The organism is Streptomyces sp. JLYT201, assembly GCF_059448825.1.
Map to the genome: position 1 here is coordinate 2,846,007 of NZ_CM182551.1, position 17,553 is coordinate 2,863,559.

Annotated in this window: 8 protein-coding genes; 6 read left to right on the plus strand and 2 right to left on the minus strand. The window is 70.6% G+C overall.

Annotation, left to right across the window (positions count from 1 at the left end):
* The first annotated feature begins 96 nt into the window (after nucleotides 1–96).
* From AC5WAM_RS11210 to AC5WAM_RS11220, 3 genes are all read left to right on the plus strand, one after another.
* A complete protein-coding gene (locus AC5WAM_RS11210; protein ID WP_495522508.1) occupies nucleotides 97–1,416 on the plus strand; it encodes a glycosyltransferase 87 family protein in 1,320 nt (439 codons plus the stop codon).
* A gap of 204 nt (nucleotides 1,417–1,620) precedes the next feature.
* Entirely contained in the window at nucleotides 1,621–2,877 is a 1,257-nt protein-coding gene (locus AC5WAM_RS11215; protein WP_495523560.1) for a sensor histidine kinase, read from the plus strand.
* The gene (locus AC5WAM_RS11220; RefSeq protein ID WP_495522509.1) at nucleotides 2,865–3,530 is read left to right on the plus strand and encodes a response regulator transcription factor; all 666 of its coding nucleotides are present in this window, start codon (nucleotides 2,865–2,867) and stop codon (nucleotides 3,528–3,530) included. Before AC5WAM_RS11215 ends, AC5WAM_RS11220 begins: the two co-directional genes overlap by 13 nt.
* Nucleotides 3,531–3,577: 47 nt before the next feature.
* Here AC5WAM_RS11220 and AC5WAM_RS11225 read toward each other — a convergent pair whose 3' ends face one another.
* Nucleotides 3,578–4,336, minus strand: coding sequence for a hypothetical protein (locus AC5WAM_RS11225; RefSeq protein ID WP_495522510.1), 759 nt, complete (start codon nucleotides 4,334–4,336; stop codon nucleotides 3,578–3,580).
* Between the two features lie 813 nt (nucleotides 4,337–5,149).
* Between AC5WAM_RS11225 and AC5WAM_RS11230 the strand changes: the two genes are divergently transcribed.
* The 3 genes from AC5WAM_RS11230 (at nucleotide 5,150) to AC5WAM_RS11240 (ending at nucleotide 14,056) form a co-directional block, all read left to right on the plus strand.
* Nucleotides 5,150–6,202 (plus strand): ParA family protein, encoded by a 1,053-nt coding sequence (locus AC5WAM_RS11230; RefSeq protein ID WP_495522511.1) that lies wholly within the window; start codon nucleotides 5,150–5,152, stop codon nucleotides 6,200–6,202.
* 358 nt (nucleotides 6,203–6,560) lie between these two features.
* Nucleotides 6,561–12,416 carry a hypothetical protein gene (locus AC5WAM_RS11235; RefSeq protein WP_495522512.1) on the plus strand — a complete coding sequence of 1,952 codons (5,856 nt, stop codon included), beginning with the start codon at nucleotides 6,561–6,563 and terminating at the stop codon, nucleotides 12,414–12,416.
* 149 nt (nucleotides 12,417–12,565) lie between these two features.
* Entirely contained in the window at nucleotides 12,566–14,056 is a 1,491-nt protein-coding gene (locus AC5WAM_RS11240; RefSeq protein WP_495522513.1) for a hypothetical protein, read from the plus strand.
* Between the two features lie 720 nt (nucleotides 14,057–14,776).
* On the opposite strand, the gene AC5WAM_RS11245 is transcribed toward AC5WAM_RS11240, so the two are convergent.
* A complete protein-coding gene (locus tag AC5WAM_RS11245) occupies nucleotides 14,777–17,545 on the minus strand; it encodes a pPIWI_RE module domain-containing protein (RefSeq protein WP_495522514.1) in 2,769 nt (922 codons plus the stop codon).
* Nucleotides 17,546–17,553: the final 8 nt, after the last annotated feature.

Consider the following 17,553-nt stretch of genomic DNA (forward strand, 5'->3'; position numbering starts at 1 on the left):
GCGGCGGACATGGCGGACGCGGCAGATGTGACGGGCATGGCGGACGCGGCGGACACGGTCGGGAAAACCCGACCACAAAGAGTCGATCTGCCTGTCATGACCGCACCCGCACCGCGCGGCTGCAATGGGCAGGTGCTGATCGACAGGACGACGACTCCGACCCCCCCGCCGCGAGCCAAGAGGCCACGTACGCGTACGCGGCCGAGCGCCCTGCCCCGCCGAGCCGTCTGGGTCGCGGGCTGGCTGGCCGCCGCCGCGTGGGCCCTGGCGTTCCCCCTCCTCTCCACGCTGGCGACGCACCGCGCGTGGGGATTCTCCGCGGCGGCCGGATACGCCGGTGCCGCGCTCGCCGCGTGGTGGCTGCCCCGGCCCCGGGCCCGCGCCCTCGCGCTGGGGTCCGCGGGCGCGGGCGCCGTCGTCGTACCGCTGGCGTTGTTCCTGCTGACCGGGCACGGACAGAGCGAGGTCGGGGTGATCGAGCGCTCGGGCGTCCTCCTCGTCCACCAGGCGAGCCCGTATCTGACGGACCCCCGGACCGTCGGCGAGTACACCCCCTACCTGCCCGGGATGGCGCTGTTCGGGCTGCCCCGGGCCCTGTGCGGCGACGCCACGCTGCCGCTGCGGGTCCTCGGGGACGCGCGGCTGTGGTGCGCGGGGGTGTTCCTGGTGTGCCTGCGAGCGGGGGTGGCGTGCCTGCGGACGGGCCCGCGACACCCGGCGTCGCCGGACACGTACCGCACCGGCCTGACTGCTCTCCTCGCCTCGCCCGTCGTCGCCCTGCCGCTGTGCGTGAGCGGCGTGGACCTGCCGCTCGCGGGCCTGTGCTGCCTCGGGCTCGTGCTCGCCGCGCGCGACCGGCCGGGGGCGGCGGGCCTCGCCCTCGCCGCCGCGTGCGCGCTCAAGTGGACGGCGTGGCCCGCGGTGGCGGTCGCCGCGGCGCTGCTCGGCAACGTGACGGGAACCCGGGCGGCGCTGCGCTGCGCGGGCACGGCGATCGCCGGGGCGCTGGCCGTCACCCTGCCGAGCGCGCTGCTCGCGCCCGGCCCCCTGGTCCGCCAGGTCCTCGCCTTCCCCGCCGGACGCGGCGACGTCCCCACCCCCGCGGTGAGCCCCCTGCCCGGCCGTCTGCTCGCCGACCTCGGCCCGCTCGGCTGGTACGCGGCCGTGGCCCTGCTCCTGTGCGGCGGAGCCGCGGTCGCGGCGACGCTCGTCCTGCGCCCGCCCGCCACCGTCGTGGCCGCGGCCGACCGCCTCGCGGCGGGCCTGTGCACGGCGTTCCTGCTGGCACCGGCGGGCCGGTTCGGCTACTTGGCGCTGCCGGTGCTCCTTGTGGTGTGGCCACGGCTCGCGGTGGGCGGCAGGCGCGGGCACGCGCCGCGCGTGAGGGGGGTGGGGGTAGGGAAAACCCACCCCTGAGCACACCGGAAGGCCCACTCCCCGGGCCGCGTGACGCCCCACTAGGCTTTTCACGATCACGAGGCGTGATCGCGGAAGGCGACATTCGGCGGGAGGGCACCGATGCCGGGGCACCCGCAGGACGACCGGGCAGCGGAGGAGTCCGCACCGACACCCGCAGCCGCAGCCTCACTCGCACCGGCACCGGTCACCGTATGGACGGTGATGCGCCACCGACCGCCCCACCGCTTCCTCCTCTCCTCCTGGCCGCTGCGGTGCTGGGCGTACGTGTGCGGGGGCGTGCCGCTGGGGCTCGCGGTGCTGGTCGTCATGGTGGCGCTCGTAGCCGGAGGGCTGCTGACGTCCGCCGTGGGGATCGGCCTGGCCCTCCTGACGGCGGCCGCGCTGTCCGGCGTCCCCCTGGGACGCCTCGAGCGCCGCCGCCTCGGGCTGGTCGAACCGACGCCGCTGCGCGACCCGCACCGCCCCCTCAAGGGCGCCGGGCTCCGCGCGCGCCTGCGGACGCGGTGCGGGGAGCGGGCGACGTGGCGGGAGCTCGGCTACGTATGGCTGTTGGCCCTGGTCTTCTCGACCGCGGGCCTCGGCGTGGCCCTGCTGCTGCTCTTCGCGCTCGTACTGGTCACGTGCCCGGTCATCGTCTGGGCGCTGGCACCGGACACGGTGATGATCATCCCGGGGCAGGCGGTCCCGCACCCGCTGGCGGGCCTGCCGTTCACCGCCGCGGGACTCCTGTTCCTGGCCCTGACCGCGTACGCGGCGGGGCTCCTCGCGGGCGTCCAGGTACGCACGGCGCACTTCCTCCTGGCCCCTCGCGAGGAACCACTCACCCGGCACGTCGTCGAACTCACCCGCTCCCGGGCACGCCTGGTGGACGCCTTCGAAGCGGAGCGCCGCCGCATCGAACGGGACCTGCACGACGGCGCGCAACAGCAGCTCGTCGCCCTCACCATGACGCTCGGCCTCGCCGAGATGGAGCTGGGCGACGCCAACCCGGAGGCGGCCGCCCTCCTCGCGCGCGGCAGGGGCGAGGCGCGCCGCGCCCTGGACCAACTGCGTGACCTGGTACGGGGCATCCACCCGCAGGTGCTCACGGACCACGGCCTGGCCGCGGCGGTCACCGAGGTCGCGCTGCGGCACCCGATCCCCGTGCGCGTCGACATCGACCTGCCGCACCGCCTGCCCGAGGCCGTGGAGACGACGGCGTACTTCACCGTCACGGAAGCCCTCACGAACGCGGCGAAGCACAGCGGAGCCACGGAAGTACAGGTGCGGGGCGGCCTGCGCAAGGAACGCCTCACGCTGACGATCACCGACGACGGCCGCGGCGGCGCGGACCCCGCCGGCGGCACGGGCCTGACGGGCCTGGCCGACCGCCTGGCGATCCTGCGCGGACGCCTCACGGTGTCCAGCCCCGCCGGCGGACCGACCCGACTGACAGTGGAGGTACCGTGCTCCGCGTAGTCCTCGCCGAGGACGCCGTACTGCTGCGCGCCGGACTCGTGGAACTGCTCACGCGCGGCGGCCACGAGGTGGTCGCGGCGGTGGGCGACGCCCCGTCCCTGACCCGCGCGGTCGAGACCGAGCGCCCGGACGTCGTCATCACCGACGTCCGCATGCCCCCCGACTTCCGCGACGAGGGCCTCAAAGCGGCCCTCGACCTCCGCGCCCGCCACGGACGACTCCCCGTCCTGGTCCTCTCCCAGTACGTCGCCACGGCCTACGCCACCCAGCTCCTGACCGGCGACGGCGCGGGCCTGACGGGCCTCGGCTACCTGCTCAAGGACCGGGTGGGCGAGGTGGCGGACTTCCTCACCACCCTGCGCCGGGTCGCCGCGGGCGAAACGGTCATCGACCCCGAGGTCGTCCGCGTCCTCCTCTCCCGCCGCACCGAACCCCTGACCCGCCTCACCCCCCGCGAACGAGAAGTCCTCTCCCTGATGGCCCAGGGCCTCAACAACCACACCATCGCCACCCGCCTCACGGTCACCGAGGCCTCGGTCGTCAAACACTCCAGCAACATCTTCACGAAGCTGGACTTGGACCCGACGGAGGGCAACCGGCGGGTGTTGGCGGTACTGGCGCATCTGCGGACTCACGCCGGGCCAGGGGCTTGAACACGCGCCGCTGAGCTTTCGGGCCCCACCCCACCCAAGAGGGACCCTTATCGTGGGGAGAGCGGCAGCCCGCGGGTGTAGTGCCCGCCCTGGTACGTCCAGACGGGCAGTCCCAGCCGGTCGGCGGCCTTCATGACGGCGATCGGTGCCTCGATCCTCAAGCCCGTCTTGCCGAAAGCCCGCTCGGCAAGCCGATGCCCGAAGTCGTAGGCGTCGAACTTGATCCCGTCGACCTCGACGAAGTAGCGGGCCTTGTTGGCCGTCAGTGGTCGAGGGCACGGATCATCCCGGTAACGCCGGGCAACGGCCTGGAAGTCGGCGAGAGTGGGCGTGAAACCCTTCTCTCCGGTTCCCACCATGCCCTGAGAATCCCGGTTGAGCGTCACCGACAGGAGCCGGACGGCGGTGGCGGCCTCGCCGGTCGGCGCCTCCTCTGGCTCCGTGTCGAACCGGTACGTGCCAGGAACCTGGAAGCGCCGCTCGCCGCTCCCGATTGACTCGAACCGCAGCCCGTACGTGACGCCACCGCTCAGCCGGCCGTCCTTGGTACGCGCGTTCAGCCCGCACGCCTCGAAGAACTCGTGCTCGTTGAAGTTCGGGTCGTTGTAAGCCAAGACCTGGGCCACTACCCAAGCCGCATTCATGGTGACCATCTCGGTCTGCTTCTGGTCCAGCTGCATGGACGTCGCTTGGCGCCCGTCCATCTGCCGGTTGTGTCCGGCCTTGTCCGCCCGATACGGGGCGTCCGACCAGTCGTGCTGCTTGATCTCCGCCGCGAACTGCGTGGCGATACGGCTCAACGCCATCCCACACTCCCTACGAGTTGCGGTGGACTCACGCCCCCCTACGGGGCGTCCACCGGGTGCGGTCATCTTACCCAGTGGTGCGCCCTCACGTGAGACGCCGACACCGTTTCCAGAACCACAGCCTGCACTGGCCCTGGTTACAGGACAGCCGGGTTGAACCGGACCTGATCAAGACGGGCACGCCCCGACCGGCCGTCTCGATGACAGGCTCCGCCTGGTCCGTGTCCGCCGCCACGGCGGACGAGAGGCCGCGCATGGTGAGGGCTGGCCGAGTCCGGAATCCGCACGGGCAGTCGGCCGACTGCCGAGGGTGAGATCACGACAGAACCGCCAGAGCACGGCACAGGCGCACCTACAGCGCCCCTGCCCTCCGGCGCTCACGCTTCATCCCTCGCCCTCAACCACCTCGCCGCCCGGGCCAACGCAATGGGCACCCTCACTTCGCAGGCAGGCGCCAACGCTTGGAACCCGCCCCTGGTACGAAATCACCGTCCTTGGCTGCCTGGAAGACAACGCGCCAGTCACCCCCGGATTCGCAACAGCCCGAGGGTGCAGCAGCATTGGCTCCCGCATGCCATCAGCTCGCACGCAGCCGAGACGGCAGAGCTGAGCACAGATCCGGACGGAACGGCACGCACGCGTCTCGACCGTCTCGCATATGATTCCGGCCGCGGTTATGCCAATGCTCAGCCCAGTGACCAGTTTCGGCAGCAGTATCGCCCGGATTCGCACAGCATGGGAGCGCATCAGGAGCCTGCCCGCGGAGCACCGCGTCGACGACTCACCCCGGTCCACCACGCAGAGGAGCACGAAGTGATCTCGATCGCCCTGTTCAACAACAAGGGAGGCGTGGGAAAGACCACTCTCGCGTACCACTTGGCGCACATGCTCCAGCGCGAGGGCTCCCGTGTGCTCGCTGTGGACCTCGACCCGCAGTCCAACCTCACCGCCGCGATCCTGGACGAGCAGGAGCTGGAGGTGCTCTGGGGCAACGACTCCGAGCTGTTCGCGCAGAACGGCCACCCCGTACAACGCAAGCTCTTCACGCGAGCGCAAGACCAGCGCACCCTCGCTGACGCGGTGCGTCCCATTCTCGAAGGCACCGGAGACATAGACCCCATCTCTCCGGTGACCGTGACCGACGGTCTCTGGCTGCTTCCCGGCAACCTGGAACTCAGTGGCTTCGAGGACCGGCTGTCCAGCGCCTGGCTGTCGGGATACGGCGGCGATCCCGCGGCCATCCGCACAACCACCGCGTTCCATCGCATCATCGACTCGGCCGCCCGCACGGTCAGTGCGGACATCGTCCTCATCGATGTCGGCCCGAACCTCGGCGCCATCAACCGAGCCGCGCTGCTGGCCGCGGACGCCGTGCTCACCCCATTGGCAGCGGACCTCTTCTCCCTCAAGGGCCTCCTCAACCTCGGCCCCACCCTTCGGGAATGGCGCAAGACATGGCAGGAACTGGTGCGGCCCAAGATCTCCTTGAAGATCCCCGCCCCCAGTGCCGCCATGGCCCCGCTGGGCTACGTGATCATGCAGCCGGAGATGCGGCTGGACCGTCCTGTCCGCGCCTACCAGCGGTGGCTCACTCGCATTCCCTGGGTCTACGGGACAGCGGTCCTCGGAAAGGACGACTGGCCCGAGGGCGACCACTCCTACGAGATCACCACCCTGCGCAACTACCGCAGTCTGATGCCGCTCGCCCACGACGCCCGCAAGCCGATGTTCGATCTCCGCGCGTCCGAGGGCGCGCTGGGCGGCACCCAGAAGTACGTCCAGACCTGCCAGCAGGAGTTCTCCGCGCTGGCACAGGAGGTCGTCCGCCGAGCGGATGCTCTCCGTCACCAGCGCCTGACAACCTGATCAAGCATCCCTACCTGTGCTTCCCCGGAGCCTCGCTCCCGAGCTCCGCACCGTTGGACTGCCTGTCAGCCAACGGGACACCTTCAACGGTTCGGCACACGTGGCCTGCGAAGGGCCTGGCGACTTCAGAAGTACACGTTCTGTGCTGACGAGCGCTCGTTTGCCGACGTTCTCTGGTAAGACTGCTGCCCATCACACTCACCGGGACGAGGGCTGACTGGAGTGGCCCGTGGGGGGCCATAGGGCTGTCGGCCTGCTGGCCATGGGCTGGGGACCGGGGACGCAGAGGGGCTGGGCGATGCATTCCGTTTCTGAGTTTCGGCAGTGGCTGCTGGGGAGACCGCAGTTGGTGTTACGGATGATGCGCCACGTCGAGAAGAACCATAGTCCGGCACTTCTGAACTACCCCGGTGCACCCGCTCCCGCCGCTCGTCGACGGCCGTCGGGCGCGCGGCTCTGGAGCAGCCGGGCTCCGGAGGAAACCTTGCACGTCCTGGGCTATTGCGGCCTGCGCGTCGGCTGCTCCCAGCTCGTGGAGCTGGGCCAGGGGGAATTCCTCAAGGATCCGGACCTGGATCAGCTCGTCCGGATGCTCGAGATGCTGCCGCCCGAACTCGCTCAACTGGTTTCGTACGGACTGACGTTCGCGAAGCACTTGCCGACTCACCGGTTCACGGAGAGCCACGGCGAGGAAATCCGGAGGGCGGTGGCCGTCAAGGGTGAACCCGCAGCGGCCGACATCTGGGAGCGCACCTCGTGCACCCCGGCAATGCAGGGTGCTGAGACCGAGGGCAGAGCAGCGGCCCACGAGGACGGCGGCTCAACGGCGAAGGCTCAGGCGCCAATTGCGCCGACCTCCGGTGACCTGTCGCTGCGCACCACCGGGCTTCGCGAAGGAGCCTCTGACCTCGTGAACCGGCTGGAGGCGTTAGCCGCTGCGATCAAGGACGGGCGGCAGCCTGCCGAACACGAGGCCTTACTGAGCGCCGTGACCTCCTGGGTGCGGGAACGGCAGACCCTCGCCGAGGCTTTCGCGGAGGCGATACCCGCGGCGGCCGACGCCTCGGAACCCTCCGAGCCCTGGGGGCCGGACGTCGGCTGGGTCGAGGCCACGACGCTGACCGAGCGGCTTCGCGAGGAAGAACGAGAACGGGAGCAGATCGCCGAGGAGATCGCCGAGGTCGTGCAGGCGCGCGACGAGGCGGTGGGCCTGCTCGAGCAGGCCGTGAGTGATCTGATGCGGCAGACCCTCGTCGAGCAGGTAGAACAGTTCGAGCGGAAGCTCCGCGAGCTCCGCGGTGGACCGGTGGCCGACACGAAGGCGCCCGAGGCGGTGAGCGACTCCGCGACGAGCACCGGTACGGACCATGCCCCTCTGGACGAAGGGAGTGACGAGACCGACTCCGGCCCGGCTCACCAGGACGAAATCGTCGGCCTGGCAAGCGAAACCACCCCGCGCGGCGCTGACGACGGGGTCCATGGACAAAGCGGTACGCCTGCGCCTCAGCACGGGGGGATCTGGGGCTCGCTCAGCAGTGGGCACACCCCGGAACCGGTCCCGGCAGGGGCGACGGCGGTCGTCCTCCCCGGCCCTGGGGCCGAAGCCGTCGGCCAATCCGAGGCGGCGGCCCAGGACACCGACGCCGCCCAAGTCCGCTGGGAGGCCGTCTCCCCCAGCTGCGGCGAACACCATGACGACACGGCCGGGGGCAGTGGGAGCCCGCGTGAGGCCGCTGAGCCCCGCCTCCCTGCGCCGTCCCACCCCGCACCCGGCCCCAACGCAGCACTTCCCGCCTCGGCGGATGGCTGGGCCGGAGCCGAAGCCACCGTGGAAGCCCTGGTCACCGATGGCCGACTCGCCGAAGCGTACTGGCTGAGCTGTGCGCTCGGTGTGTCGGAACACCGCACGCTCGCCCTTGCCTTCGCTGACGCCGCGTTCCACGATTCACCCGCCTCAGCCTCCGACCTGCAGGTGGAGGCCGAGGAATACCTGGACACTGTCACGCGGCGCCACCCCCTGGAGGACGACCGCGACGCCCAGTTCATGATCCTGACGGCAGCCGTCCGTAGCGGTATCTCTGCCCGCTGGGCGAGCAGCGCCCTCACCGGCGACCATGCGTCGGTCCCCGGTCTTCCGGACCCCTGGGCAAGGGCTCTCGACGGCTTGATGCTCGCTGTCCGCAAGGGCGTGGAGATCACTCCGGGCGGTCTGCGCGCGGGCGTCGCCGCCGCAGAGGTCAACCGGTTCGAGAAGATCGCCGACCAGGCCCGTCAGCTCGCGGTCGACCTACCTAAGCGAAAGATCCGTTACCAGCGGGCCACGGTCGTCCTACAGACACTGGCCGGACCCGAAGGAGTACTCGGCACGACTCTGCACGCCATTGAGGAGTGGGCGAGCAAGGGGGGCGAGTCCGGCGCAGAGAAGCTGTCCGGGCTGATGGAGGAGCACTTCCGACGCATCGATGCCGCAGACCGACTGATCGACGACACCGACCGGGTCAAGCGCACCACCAAGCAGGCGAAGAACGACATCCACTCCGGCGCCCGGCTTCAGCTCCGCACGCACATCAAGAGTGTTCAGGACCTACTGAAGGCGGCCCTGCGCGCCGCCGAAGCGCCGACGGCTTCGGGCAGCGGCGCCCTCGGTCCCGAGCTGCTGGCAGCGCTCGAGGCCGCCAGGGGGACGGGGCGCCCCCTGGGTGTAGGCGGCGCGCTGTTCGACCTGCTGGTGCGGTGGCTCGATCGCTCCTACACGCCTGAATCCAGAGACGAGGACATCCGGTTCCCGCCACCGGCGGACGCGCTGCTGATGCTGCCGGGCCTGTCCTGGCGCTCGGAGAACGACAGGTGCTTGCCCGACGTCGCCGCCCCGGAGGCCTCCTCCGTGCTGGCGGACGTGCTGGGCCCGCACGACCCGGTTCGCGCCCTCGACTGGCTCTGCACCCACGGTGACCTGCACCTCGCCGAACGTCTGCTGAACCGGATCTCCCAAAGAGAGGTGCCCGGCGTCGAGCTCACGGCAGTCCAGCTCGCCGAGCAGCGGCAGGCGCTCTCCGACGCGGCCGGCCAGTGGAAGGACCGGTTCGTCAAAGAGCACCGCAGCGCCCAACTGGCGCTGGCCCGCGTCCGTGCGCAGAACCTCGTGACTCACGAGGTGGAGCGCGAGTTCACCGGCCGTCTGCTGGACTTGGAGAGCGAGGGGCACGGCGGAGGAGGCTTCGGAGAGCGCCTGCGCGCCGTCGAGCAGGTCGCCGAGGACCTGCGACTGTTGGAGCAGGAGAGCAGCGACGACCTGCGCCGCCAGCTCGGGCAGGTGCGGCTGACGGAGCAGGACGCGAGCCGGATCCTCGATCTCCTGGACCGCGGTGAGACGGTGGCGGCGGAGGAACTCCTGACGTTCGCCCGTCGGGGGCAGCCCTTGCCGGAGCCGGCCGAGCCGGCTGGAGAAGTCCTCTCCCGCTTCCTGGCGGGTGTGGCCCACCCGGACGCGCCCAGGCCCGACTCGTCCGGCGGCAGTGCCCGTTGGTGGGCGGATCACTACTCTTCGGGCGAGGCACTGGTGCAGAATGCCGTCTCCGGTCTCGGCGCCTGGGACCGGCTGGGGCAGTTGAGGGACGCCCGGAAGGTCGGCAAGGCGGTGGTCAGCGTGCTGCGGCTGCTCGGTCTGAACGCCACCCAGCCCAATGTGGAAGAGGCCAGGTGGGGCGTCACCCGGCTGAGCGTGCGAGCGGACATCACGGAGAGCACGCCCGGTTACGTCGCCGCCCTCGGTTCGTACGCCAGTCGCATGTACAAAGTCGTGGTCATCACCGACGAGTTGCGGGGTGAGGGCCCGCTGCGTCATTTGCCGGCATCGGCGATCGAAGCCAACATCATTCTGTACACGCAGCCGCTGGGCGTCGAAGGCCGTCGCAGCCTCGCACAGGAGTCCCGAGGCCGGAGCCACCAAGCGCTGGTCGTCGATCCGGCCGTGGTCGGCTGGATCGCCGCGCACGCGCCACGCTCCTTCCGCGCCGTCCAGCGAGTCACCCTGCCGTGGACGGGCTACACCCCGTACACCCCGCATGTCGCGGGTCTGGTGCCGCCGGAGGTGTTCAAGGGACGCACCGACGAGATGCGCGCCGTCCTCGACCCGCAGGGGCCGATCTTCCTCTTCGGGGGGCGCCAGCTCGGCAAGTCGTCCCTGCTCAGGCAGGCCGTGGAGGTGTTCCAGAAGGACGACCAAGAGAACCGGGTCGCCGTGTACGTAGACCTGATGAAGGCTGATATCGGGCACGCGGAGCCACCGGAGGGTATCTGGCGGATGCTGCTGGCCGAGTTGAAGAGGCGCGGCGTGATCAGTGAGAGCGTCGCCGACCGCGCACCGGGCAACGTGATCGCGAATGAGGTCCAGCAGTGGATCGAGGAGCGGCCCGAGCGCCGTCTGCTGCTGCTCGCCGACGAAGCCGACGCCTTTCTCACGGCGGACGCGCAGGCCGTCTACACCGGCGGCGGCCAGTCGACGTTCCCCACAGTGAAACGGCTGCAGCGGCTGATGGAGGACACCGGGCGCAACTTCAAGGTGGTGTTCGCCGGTCTCCACCAGGTCCAGCGCTTCAACCGGCTGATCAACGTGGTCACCGCGCACGGCGGCCGCGACGTGCCCGTCGGCCCGCTGAACCCGCAGGACGCGGTGGAGCTGGTGGAGGAGCCCATGGCGGCGGTGGGCCTCACCTTTGAGACTCGCGACCTCGTCTGGCACATCCTCGGCCTGACCAACTACCAGGCCAATCTGCTGCAGATCTTCTGCGACCGCCTGGTCGCCTACATGCAGCAGCGCTGCATGCCCGCCGACGGCCGGCACGCTCCCATCACCTGGGAGGACGTCCAGCAAGTGGCCGGCATGGACGAGGTCCGCGGGCTGATCGCAGAGCGCCTTCGCTACACCATCAACCTGGAGGACCGCTACCGCGTCCTCGCCCTGCTCATTGCCCTGCGCAGCTTGGAACAGGGCCACGGGCACGGGTATCGTCCCGCCGAACTCCTCGAGCGTGCCCACGAGCGCTGGCCGGACGGCTTTCCACTCAACTCCGAGCGGCAGCTGACCATCTACCTTGAGGAGATGGTCAACCTGGGTCTGTTGATCCGGCTTCCCGGGGATGAGCGTGTCTACGCCATGCGGAGCCCCAACGTGGTGAACATGCTCGGCACCCAGGCCGAGTTGGAGAACGAGCTGCGCGACACCCAGTTCGACCTTCCCTACGACTACAACCCGAGTGTCGCCCGCCGCTCCCTCGGTACGGACCGGCGGACGCGGGTGCAGCGGATGAGCCCGCTGACCGACGGGCAGTTGAGCGACATCCTCACCCACCCGACCCGCACCACGCTGGTGCCCTGCACCCCGGCGCTCAGCGCCGACCTGGTAGAACGCGGCATCCAGCTCCACATCGACGGCCACGGCCTGACCGTCGTACGCGTCGGTCCGGACGATGACCTGACCGAGTTCATCACGGCCAACTCCCGCCGCAAGAGCGGCTCCCGGCTACTTTTCGTCGACCTCAGAGGTCAGGACACGGCCCGGCTGCAGGAGGCCACAGACCGGCTCCTCGACCACACCCGGATCACCCAGCCTCGCTCCGACAGTTCGTCGTCCGTGCCCCGCCGTTACGCCGTCGTCCTGTGCGACCCGGACCCTGCCAAGGGCGTGGTGTCGGCCGCCGGGCTGGTGCGCCCCGAGCGGTGGACGGTGGACAGCGTGCGTGCCTGGTCCGAGTCGCCCTTCGGCTCCCCGCGTGAGCGGCGCGGCCTGATCGAGGTGACCGGCGGCTGGCCGATGCTGGTGGAACTGGCCATGCACAAGGTCCGCTCCGGCATGCGCCAGCAGGAGGTCTTCGACGAGCTGCGCGCAGAAATGGCCGTACCGGAGCGTGCCAAGGCCCACTTGGAACTGGCGGGCCTGAGCTCCGGCGACGTCAGCAGACTCGCCGCCTGGGCGCAGTTCTACACCGAGGAGGAGCACCGCGCCGGTGTTGCCGTCGCCGGCGCGGGCGACCTTCAGGCCGCCTTCCACGAGGCGCATCTGTACGACGAGAGCGACACCGAGGCCGCGCTGCCCGCCGCGGAGCGACTGCTGGCCCACCTCGACCTCCTCGGCGTCCTCGACGTCACCGACAAGGGCGAGACCCTGGACCCAGTCACCTTCCGGTCCATCAAGGCGATCGGCGGCGATCTGTGACGACCGGTCGGTGGGGTGGAATCGAGCCGGGCAGGGCGCACGGTCTGCCGGGGGCACAAGCGCAGGAGAGCGGGGCCACGGTCTGCGCTCCGCCGGCTTCCGAGCGCGACCTGGTGCGTCTTCCCGGCCCGCGCCGCCACCTGGACCGTGTGGAAAGGGACCTGCGATCCGGCCGCAGCTGCGTCTGGTACTTCCCGGACTCGATGGTCGACTCCGGCCGGGCGGAACTGTTCCTGAGGGAGCTGTACAACCGGTTCGAGGAACCCATACCGGTGCCGGGCACGATCACATTGCTCGCCGACCGCCCTGGCGGGCGCGGAAGCGCCCTGGCCGTCCCACTCCAGCGCACCCCCGCGCCCAGCCCGGAAACCGCGCCCGCCGGGGCGAGCAACCACGTCATGGCCTGGCGCGATGACGACGGCTTTGATGCCGAAGACCCCTACGGAGCGATACTGGGTTCCCTGGTCGCCACCCCAGCCAGCCCGCTGTCGCCCTCCAGCCGCCGGGGCGCGGCCCCAGGTGTCGCAGCGCTCACCTCGGTGCCGCTCGGCGAGCGCTTGGCCAAGGAACTCGGCGTCACCGGCGACCCGTTGAGCGAGCTGATCAGGCGGGCGGACCGGCTCCGGCACGGCGTTCCCCGCGAGGACGCTCCGGAGGACGACGCCCTACCCAGCGCGCCGCCGCTGATCGTGGTGCGCGGATGGGACGAGGACTCACCCGAAGAGACGGGCCGGCTGCTCCGCACCGCCCATGCCACTTTCCGAGACGAAGTCCACGATGCGGGCCACCGCCCCCGCTTCCTCATCGCCGCCCGCCTGCGCGACCTGCCCAGCAGTGCCTTCGGCGTCGGCCCTCGCCACGACCACGTCATCCTGCACTGGTGGTGGCGCGTGTGGACCCGCCTCGACAGTGAGGTCCTGCTCGCCTGGCGGCCCCGTCCGAACGCGGGAGCCGCCGAAGCACTGCTCCACCGGGTGACCGACGCCGTCGTCGCCGAGGTCTGCGGCCCCGACATCGACAGCGCACTCGCCCTGCGGGAAGCCTGGAAGGGCGGCGACCTGGACTCCCTGCGCCGTGCCCTGGCCGACGTCCTCCCCGGCAAGGCGGCAGCAGTGGACCGGACCTGGCCCCGCCGCATGTCCACCGCCCACGCCTCCGCCCCCTCCGCAGAACTACGCGAGGCCTGGTCGACCGGCGCCGTCGACAGCTGGGACGGCCACGTCCGTCCAATCCTCGGTCACCACCTCCTTGACCCCGATGCCACGGAGCTGCGCACCCTCGTCTGCCATGCCCAGAACCGTGTCCTGCTGCCCTTGCTGAACGACGCTCGCATCGCCTTCATCGATCTGGTGCCCGGCCTCTTGCGCCGGGAGGTCAGCCTCGACCATTTCCGCGAGCAGGCTCGCTCCCAGTACCAGGTCAAGAAGCAGCTCCCCGCCGTCCCGCTAGTCGAGCTGGAGGTGGCTGACCTCCACCGCGCCTCCCGTCTCCTCACCCTCACCTCCGAACAGCAGCGCCGCCTGGGCGTCCTCCGCGACGCCCGCAACCTCCTCTCCCATCTCCAGCCACTGGCCCATCGACAGCTCATGGACGTGGCTCAGGCGCTCATCAGGGACTGGGGGACGGACGACGTGGAGTGAGAGAGCCCCGGGTGATCCCGTGGCAGGCGCCCCGAAGACCTTCTCAACGCGGACATCGTCACCGTGATCTGTGACGAGACCGGAGCACTCTGCTTGCTGCGCCGCCGCAAGCCGAGCCGCTACGCCCAAGAGCCGCCGTCCGCCATCACCCGATCAGCCCCCCGTCGCCCAACTCCTGCGCGTACGCAGGCTGCACAAGTCATCAGGCTCACCACGGCGGAAACTCGGCGCCATGCTGGCAGCGGCTGCCGAAGCCTGGGCCGAGCACGAACGGCATGCCGCCTTCCACGCGGTCAGGGCCCGACCCGCCCCACGGGGTGTCCCATCAGGCCGAGGGCCAAACGAACGTCACGGGCTTCATTCCAGCGTCGAGGTAACGCCCACACTGCATATGATGCGCACGGATGGAACCGAAGGTCAGGATCCCTCAGAGGCAGGATCCAGAACCGCCACGCACTCCACATGATGCGTCATCGGAAGCATGTCACCGGGTGAACTCAGAGAAAACCGTCGGTCAGGTCCGTCCCGCGTCTCCGTCTTGGGGCCACCAGGTGCGAAGAGCGTCAAACGAGCGTCACGGCGGACGCCCAGTGATCCCAGCAAGGAGTGCACCAGACGCCGTCCCCGTGGTCAGGTTCAGGGTTCGGCGCTCACACGAGGGAAACATTGATCCTCATCAGCGTCGATCGTTTGGGACGCCCCATTCAGGCGGCACCTCGCTCAGGAAGCGGATGACGTACTCCCCGCTGACTTCGTTCCAGCCACCGGAAGCACGTACTCACCGGCCAGACGTGCCCAGTGCAGCGGGAGAGGCCGGGCGAGCGGCGGGTAGTCGTCGTGGTAACGCAGCTGGTGCGTGAGCGTGGCCCACTCCGCCGGCCGGTCGGGCGGGTCACCCGCACGCCCCGAGTCCGTCAGCGCCTTCTCCGACAGACAGCCGAGCACGGTGATCTCCAGTTGCCCGGGGTTCCACGCGGTCTTCCCGGGCGCTGTCCGGCCCTGTGCCGTGGGCACCAGCTTCATGAGTCCCTTTGGCAGTTTCGCCACCGTGTGCGGCTTCGAGGCCGTACTCGCGAAGACACGGCCCTCCGTATCCGCCGTCCCCCACACACCCTCGGCGAAGCCGACCCCGTCCTCGGTGTCGTGGGCGTACCACTCCGCCACTTCACCACGGGCGTTGGCGTCCCGTACGAGCAGCACCCGCAGGTCGCGGCCGTAGAGCGTGTGCCGCTGGGCGGGTTCGGCCCCGAAGCCGAGCGTGTCGCGGTCCAGTGCACCGTTGCGCAGGCCGGGCCAGCACTGGCGCAGATTACCGGCGTCCGCCAGCAGCAGCGTCGGGCGGTCGCGGAGCTGGAAGAGCAGTGCCCGGATCTGCCGCTCGGTCTCCCGCTGCCTGTCCTGCTCCACGCCGGGGCGGGCAGCGGGCCGGGGTCCTCCCGGGGCTGCCGAGTCATCGACGAGGTTCCCCGTGCCGGTCTCCTTCCCGCCGCTCGCCGCCGGTTCCTGTGCCTGGGAGAGCAGCAGCAACAGTTTCGGATACGGCACCCATTCGGCTCGTTCCGCGTCCCACCCCTCGATGACGCCCGGTCCGTCCCCGGGGCGCACCCGCACCGCCACCAGCCGGTGGACGGGGCATCGCGTGGGCCCCTTCCTGGTGTGGCGTACGAGCCAGAGCGCCGCGTACTGAAGGTCGCCCGGAATGCCGGTTCCCACCCGATGGGCGGGCGGGCTGATCGCGCCAAGCTGCCGGAAGGCGTCCAGCCAGGTCCACCTGGCCCGGTGTTCCAGAGCGCTGTCGGTGTCGTCGGGCGAGTTCACGAACTGGGTCAGCCGTCCCTGCCGTGCCCAGGCGATGCGCAGCGCGTGTTTGGGGTCGGAGTCCGGGACGGCGGCGAAGCGCTCCTTGCCGGCGATCTCCGTGATCACGACTCCGGCCCCGCCGAGGAGCGGGTCCGCCCGGTCCGCCACGAGCCCGCAGCGCCCTTCGATGGCCTCGGCCAGCCGGACGGACCTGATGCGCCCGCGGGTTCGGGTGGTCGGTAGGGCGTCGGTCAAGGGTCCCGCGGGCCGGGCCCGGACGCGGATGTTGACCCCCTCGCACTGCCACTGCCAGGTCTCCCCGTCGGCCGACGGCACTTGCTGCCCGGCGGGAAGACCAATGAGCTTGGGCAGCTCGGCGAGCAGCGCCGCACGGGTTTCCGAGGACTGCCAGAAGACGTCGATCTCCAGGGGGCGGCCGTTCAGTGCGCGTGTCAGCGCCGCCCGCCGTTGCAGAGCCAGCTGGGCGTCGCGGACGCCCGGGACGCGTCCGGCGCCGGAACGGGGCAGCAGGGAGGGTGTGTTGCTCCGGGAGACGCGCGTGAGGTCGGGGACCCGGGTCAGCAGGGGGCGCAGCCCTTCCTCGACCCAAGCGTCCAGGTCCGCCCGCTCCCGTGGCATCAGCCCGGGTCCGACCTCGTGCGGGCCGATCGACGGGTGGTAGACGATGCCGGCGGCCACGTCCCCGGAACCGTTGATCCAGCGTTCGGGGTCGGAGAAGAGCGCTTCGGGCCGGGGATAGTTGCGCACGATGTCCAGCTCGGGCACGAGCGGTGCGGGGCTGTGCCGGCGCCAGGCCAGTTCCTTCGACCGCCGGTCGTAGCCCAGTGTGTTCACCATCAGCCGGTGGCCCCGGTCCGGCCCTCCCGGCCATGGCAGTGGAGCGTCGAGCAGGACGGTCGTACCGCCGAGCTGGTGGGGGCGTACGTCCAGTCGGGTGGCCCACCGGCGTACCTGGGTGGACACGTGGACGCGAAACCGCGGGGCGAACGGCACGGTGTGGACGGTGATGGTGAGACAGGCCGAGTAATACCAGGTCTGCCGACGGCGCTCGTATCGCTGAGGCGGCCAGGAGACGAGTCGCGCGCCGTCACCCGAGCTCTCGACGCGGAAGTGGAGTGTGGTGCCGCCCGTGCGGAACGTCCGGGCGGCCAGCCGGAAGGCGATCCACTCGGGCAGCAGGCTGTAGAGCCGCGCGGCGGGTTCGGCGGTTCCGCCCGCCGAGAGCACGCTCTCGGCGAGGTCGACCGGTTCCGTCTCCCAGTGGGGCAGTCGTACCGTCTCGGCCGGGTCACCGGAGCGGAGCCTCTCTTCGAGATCGGCGCCCTCCGAGTCGTCGTCCTCCCGGTGCATGCCCGCCGCCCAAGCTGCAACCACCGGGGCCAGCACGTCCGGCGGGACGGCTTCCCGCGCGTAGAGCCACGGCAGACGGCCGTCCGTCCCGGCGTTGCGGCCGGTCGCGATGACTCCTGGCGCCATCGCCTGGAGCAGGGAGTTGAGCCTGCGCACGGGGAGCCGGTGGGGGTAGATGGAGTTCTTGCCCGCCTCGGCATGCATCCCGGTGAGCTCGGCGTGCAGGTCCTCGCCGAGCCGCAGCACTTTCATCTCCTCCCGCCAGGGTCCGTGGAGCGGGTCGGGTTCGTAGGCCGCGACGCGAATGTGGTGGTACACGGAGTTAC

Excerpts from the sequence above, each read along its gene's own strand:
- AC5WAM_RS11210 (WP_495522508.1), top strand. The coding sequence starts at position 97 with ATGACCGCACCCGCACCGCGCGGCTGCAATGGGCAGGTGCTGATCGAC.
- AC5WAM_RS11215 (WP_495523560.1), top strand. The coding sequence starts at position 1,621 with ATGCGCCACCGACCGCCCCACCGCTTCCTCCTCTCCTCCTGGCCGCTG.
- AC5WAM_RS11235 (WP_495522512.1), top strand. The coding sequence starts at position 6,561 with ATGATGCGCCACGTCGAGAAGAACCATAGTCCGGCACTTCTGAACTAC.
- AC5WAM_RS11225 (WP_495522510.1), bottom strand. The coding sequence starts at position 4,336 with ATGGCGTTGAGCCGTATCGCCACGCAGTTCGCGGCGGAGATCAAGCAG.